6 protein-coding genes are annotated in these 5396 nt (G+C 43.9%); 5 read left to right on the top strand and 1 reads right to left on the bottom strand.

The features are described from left to right. The coding region (locus ACJ751_RS19340) for a sensor histidine kinase (protein ID WP_407747164.1) at nt 1-1569 on the bottom strand (1569 nt) is incomplete at its 3' end. Between the two features lie 302 nt (nt 1570-1871). On the opposite strand from ACJ751_RS19340, the gene ACJ751_RS19335 reads away from it, so the two are divergent. From ACJ751_RS19335 to ACJ751_RS19315, 5 genes are all read left to right on the top strand, one after another. Next, complete coding sequence (locus ACJ751_RS19335; protein WP_407747163.1) at nt 1872-2156, top strand: hypothetical protein; 285 nt, start codon at nt 1872-1874, stop codon at nt 2154-2156. 146 nt (nt 2157-2302) lie between these two features. Further along, nucleotides 2303-2566 carry a hypothetical protein gene (locus tag ACJ751_RS19330; protein WP_407747162.1) on the top strand — a complete coding sequence of 88 codons (264 nt, stop codon included), beginning with the start codon at nt 2303-2305 and terminating at the stop codon, nt 2564-2566. Between the two features lie 224 nt (nt 2567-2790). Continuing rightward, nucleotides 2791-3069, top strand: a complete 279-nt coding sequence (locus tag ACJ751_RS19325; protein ID WP_407747161.1) for an ArsR/SmtB family transcription factor — start codon at nt 2791-2793, stop codon at nt 3067-3069. Between the two features lie 94 nt (nt 3070-3163). Beyond that, nucleotides 3164-4378, top strand: coding sequence for an MFS transporter (locus ACJ751_RS19320; RefSeq protein ID WP_407747160.1), 1215 nt, complete (start codon nt 3164-3166; stop codon nt 4376-4378). Nucleotides 4379-4526: 148 nt separating this feature from the next. After that, a partial coding sequence (locus ACJ751_RS19315; protein WP_407747159.1) for a PKD domain-containing protein occupies nt 4527-5396 on the top strand: 870 nt, incomplete at its 3' end.

Below are 5396 nucleotides of genomic sequence, written 5' to 3'. Positions count from 1 at the left end.
CGGATCGGTTACATTTTTATACGCATACTTGAAAGCATTGGTCACCACTTCATTGAGGATGAGGCCTACAGGAATGGCAATGTCTGCTTCCAGTTCTTGTACGGCTACCTGTAGTTGCAGGTTAAAATTATGAGCTTTGTAACCGTAAGCATGCATCAGGTTCTCCGATAATTCGGCAATGAACTCCTGAATATTTACCCGGCTGGTTGTTTTTGTTTGATACAGTTTCTGGTGTATCAGGCTCATGGCTTCTATCCGGTGCTGTCCTTCCATCAGGGCTTTCTGTGCTATTGGATCATCGATCCTGGCGCTTTGCAGGTTCAACAAGCTGCTCACGATCTGCAGGTTGTTCTTCACGCGGTGGTGCAATTCTTTCATTAAATAATTCAAATGACCTTCCTGCTTTCTTATTTTTTTATTCTGCTGCCATACCCAGAACAACAGGATCAAAAAGACGGCGGAAGCCGTGAAGGAACCGAACAATAATTTTTTACGCAATCGGTTCTGCTGGTCCAGGTCTTTTATCCGGGCATCTTTTTTACCGGTTTCATACCTGGTGGCCAGTTCCTGGGTATGACCGCTGATGATCTCATCATCGTGGATCTTTTTCAGATCATTGTATTTTTCAAGGGCGGTCGATGCTGAATCAAAATGGTTCAGACTGAATTCAAGCAATGACCGGTTTAGGTAATAGTTAATCAGGTTTTCTTTACCGGGCGATGTATGCGTTATCAGGTGCTTCATACTATCGAGGTACATAGCAGCCAGGGCGTGGTGTTTGTCGCCATGCCGCATATCCAGACTGGCAATAACGGTATAAACCAGTCCTTTTGTAACCTGCGTTACATCGGGATCGTTTAAGTAAGGTTGCATATCGGCCACCGCCTGAAATGCTTTGGGGTATTGTTTCAATCCATTGTAAGAATTGATGATCTGCATGTACGACCGAACGATGATATCTTTAAAATTGGCCTTTCGGGCAAACTCAATGGTTTTGTTATGATAAATAAGAGCGCTGTCGTATTGGTTGAAGGCATTAAAAATGTTGCCGATGTTGGAGGAGGTAGTGGCCATATCGTACAGGTTGTGCGACAGGGTAGAATACGCCAGTGCTTTTTTATACGCTTCCACCGATTCGGCAAAGCGGTTGGTATTCCTGTATACAAACCCCAGTTTCCGGGTTAAGGCGGCCAGCACATCGGGTGGTAGCTCCGTGCGTTCGCTCAGCTTTAAGCCTTTTAACGCATACTCGAGGATCATGGCGTCGTTATCTTTTATCAGGTAAGCGGCGCTTTTGGCGGCATAGGCCATTGCCCGCGACGTATCGTTCCCGCTGCTTTCAGCAATAGCTTCGGCTTCATTGCTCAATAACAGGGCAGTATCGGGGTTTTGCAGTAAAAAAATGGTGACCGCATCTGTAAGCAGTTTTACTTTTTGCACCGGGGTAACAGCCTTTTTATAAGCCTGCAGCAGGCTGTCGGTTTGTGTACGCCATTTCTGGGCCATGCAGTAAGGGGAGAGAAGTACAATGAAAATAAACAAAACCAGGCTTTTACGACGGGCGATCATGAAATAAAAATAGTATAATTTCCTGGCTTACATAAGATGAGAGATTATTTATATGTGTGAGGCGGGTTGCCGGTTCCGGCGCAATTGTCGCGAAGGTGTTCCAAAAAAATGATCATGCTCAATTCAGTTACCCGTTTTAGGGCTTATAATTTTCAGACTGAATGCCTTACAGTGTCCTGAAAAAATACGTTTTAAATACTAAAAAGTACGGTTGTTAAACAGGATCGGATAGAGTATACTTTCTTTATTCTCGTTTGTACTATTCTGCATTAGTATGAAACATTATAAGGTACTTTGATAGCATGGACAAAGATAATCGCTATAATGTTGCCCGCATTTTTATAGAAAAAGGAGAGATTAAAACGATTGAACAAATCTTTGATTACATTCCCAAGTCGGTCGTAAGCCAGGAGCTAAAGACCAACAATAATCGCTTTACCCGGCTTATTGGCGATCCCCTCGAATTTAAGCTGATAGAATTATCAAAAATAGCCAGGGCCATAGGCGTTGAAACAAAAGTGCTGGTGAACCTGGCTTTGCAGGATGAGAACAAACGAACAAGATCGGGTAAAAAGACGACCCGGTAACCAATTCAGCCAGCGCGTTGACTAAATCAAATGGAAAGAAAAAAGTACGGATTGGAACATGTCTATATTCGTTGAGAACAAAAAAACTACGGAAAGGTGATTTTCTCAATTTAATCACTATTTCTATTTTATTTTGAACAATGAGTATGGATAAGCGATATGAAAGCATCAAGTTCATGATCGAAACCGGACATATAACCGAATTCAGGCAGATCTTTAATTACATGCCCAAGAGTCCGTTAGGTAAACACCTTCATACCAATAATCCACGAATAACCCGCCTTACCAAAGAAGTTGATGACCTTACCGTGCAGGAGATCGTTAGCATCAGTTCGTTTTTTGGTGTAGACTATATGAAAATAATCCACTTGGTGTTTACACAATACCTGAAAGACAGAAAGATCAAGTAAAAAATATTGGTTAGGCAACCCATAGTGTTGTTAAGGTTCTGCTTCATCCCAGAGGTTCCCGAAAACCCGGAGGGGAAAGGGCCATCCTGTTAATTCATGGGTGGCTCTTTTTTTTACCCTTCCGATTCTTCGGGAGGGGGTCTTTATTTTTATTTAACAGAAATACATTGAAATATTTCGATGTATCTATTTATATTTGCACTGGTATTTAAAATGAGGCAGGTATGGATAGTAAAAAGTTTGAAAAAATATCCCGGGCGCTGGGCGACCCGCATCGCTTGCGGATATTAGAGAAATTCAGAAAAAAATGTGATGATGCTTTGTATTGTTCAGAAATACATGATTTCCTGGACCTGGCCCAGCCATCTGTATCACATCACTTAAAACAACTGGTAGAGGCCGATCTGCTGATCCCTGAAAAAGAGGGCCGCAACCTTAAGTACAATTTAAACCAGCAAGTACTCAACGATTACATTGCTTTCCTTACTGCTTTTAAAGGGTAAGGCACCCCGGCACGAACCGAAACACAAGCTGTAAATACATGCAGTGAGGGAAACCTATTGACTAATATATCGAAACATTTCAATAACTGAATCTATGAAGAAGTCGATCTACATTATGGCGTTGGGGGCATTTGGCATTATTACTACCGAATTTGGCATTATTGGTATTATGCCTTCCATCGCCAAACATTTTCAGGTATCAATTGACACGGCCGGCTGGCTGTTAAGTGGCTTTGCATTGACCATTGCGCTCACGGGGCCCTTTTCAGTTTTGCTAACATCTAAAATTAACCGGAAATGGATGATGTGCCTGGTGCTGTTAACTTTTGTGCTCTCCAATATTTTATCGGCCGTATCGCCCAATTTCACGGTGCTGATGATAGCCCGCATTCTGCCCGCATTTTTGCATCCGGTATTCTGGGCGGTAGCAACCGTAGCGGCCTCTAAACAGGTAGAACCAAAAGATGCGCCCAAAGCCGTATCGGTAGTACTGGCGGGATTAAGCGTAGCCACGGTTTTAGGAGTTCCTATTACAACCTACGTAGCTGATCTAATAAACTGGCAGGCATCCTTTGTAGTATCGGGCGTTATCAACCTGATTGCTTTTGCGGCGCTGCTGGCCTTTGTACCATCCATGCCGGTGGTGGAAAAACAATCCGTAAAAAGCCAGTTGGTGATCTTAAAGAAAGGACAAATGTGGGTGAACCTGGTGGCTACCATGATCATGATCGCCGGCATATTCGCCACCTATAGTTACCTGGCAGAATACCTGGGTAAGATCAGCCGGATGAATGGCAAGGAGATCAGTATAATGTTGTTGTTGTTTGGCGCCACCGGTATTGCCGGTAACTGGGTTACCGGACTGGCATTGAGTAAGAATGTCTTGCTGACCACCCGCTTTTTCCTGCTGTCGTTAATAGCAGTGCATATGCTGGCCTATACGTTCGGTGGAGTGTTTGTACCCATGACGGCCATTATTGGCATCTGGGGTTTTATTCATACCGGTGGTTTTTTGATCGGTCAAACCCGGTCAACATCCGAAGCGACGGAAGCACCCGAACTGGCCGCCAGTTTAATGGTATCGTTTGGTAATGCCGGCGTAACATTGGGCACCTTCCTGGGAGGTTTGATCATTACCCGCTTTGGCGTTCACGAAGTGATCTGGATAAGCATTGGGTTACTGGTAGTGGCACTGGGGCTTACGTGGGTATTTGTTGACCGGAAGGCGAATGCGCAGGAAGAACCCGTAGCCGCTGTGGAAATCACAGCGGAAGAGTTGGCCGAAGAAGAGGCTATGGTGGGCATTTAGCACAATCAGGTTACACGCTTATTGCCAAACCTGCACGGCTATCGGCCGAATCTGCACACTTATCAAATAACTTTCATTTCCCTTGCTTTTCAACAGGTTGAGGATTTACTTTGCGTGTTAAAATATTAGTTTCTAAATAACCCCAATTATGCCCTTAAACCGTACAATACTGGCAGCGCTAGTGTTCTCGCTGTCAGTAGCAAGCTGTAAAAAAGATAAAGATAACCAGGCGCCGATAGTCGATGCCGGCCAGTCTCTGTCAACTAAAACCTATTATGTTGATGTTACAGGCTCCGCAACAGACAATGACGGAAAAATAATAACCTATTTGTGGAGCCAGGTTTCAGGACCGGCGGCCTCAAAAATAGCAAGTCCGAGCGGTACTTCCACCAGGATCGAATTTAATAAATCAGGTAATTATGTATTTCAATTAGCAGCCACCGATGACAAAGGGACTGTTGGGGTTGATACGATGACCGTTGATGTGGAAATATTGAATACCCTGGTTATGACTATGCGCAATTACAGCGGCGAAGCCGTGTATCCGATTGTTCTTTTAAATGGAAGCGACAATAGTCGCAACACCTTTAATACTAACCCTACCTCCTTTGGAGCGGTTGCATGGAGTAGTGGTGGTACCACCTATTACCAGCGGGAAATAATACAATTTACTGGCTTCGGAATAGGTCCTGTTATTGTAAAAAGCGCTCATTTGTACCTGTATTCAGATCCTCAACCCACGCTGGGCAATAAATCAGATGCCAATTCAGGGTCAGCAAATGCATTGATCATTCAACAGATAACGAACTATTGGGATGTTTATTCTTGTACGTGGCAAAATCCCCCGGTGGCCACTACAGACGATCTGGTCACTATACCGCTCACAAACCAGCCTTATCTTGATTTGGATATAGATGTTACCGCGATCGTACAGAAGATGGTAACTTCCAACACCAATTATGGTTTCCTGTTAAGATTACAAAACGAAACCCCTAATAACAGCAGGATCTTTGTTTCG

Source organism: Niastella sp. (assembly GCF_045805085.1).
GTDB lineage: Bacteria > Bacteroidota > Bacteroidia > Chitinophagales > Chitinophagaceae > Niastella.
Note: the sequence above shows the minus strand (reverse complement) of the source record. Positions and strands in the feature narration are given on the sequence as shown.

Bases quoted from the DNA above. Each gene is read 5' to 3' on its own strand.
- ACJ751_RS19320 (WP_407747160.1), top strand. From the start codon at position 3,164: ATGAAGAAGTCGATCTACATTATGGCGTTGGGGGCATTTGGCATTATT.
- ACJ751_RS19330 (WP_407747162.1), top strand. From the start codon at position 2,303: ATGGATAAGCGATATGAAAGCATCAAGTTCATGATCGAAACCGGACAT.
- ACJ751_RS19325 (WP_407747161.1), top strand. From the start codon at position 2,791: ATGGATAGTAAAAAGTTTGAAAAAATATCCCGGGCGCTGGGCGACCCG.
- ACJ751_RS19335 (WP_407747163.1), top strand. From the start codon at position 1,872: ATGGACAAAGATAATCGCTATAATGTTGCCCGCATTTTTATAGAAAAA.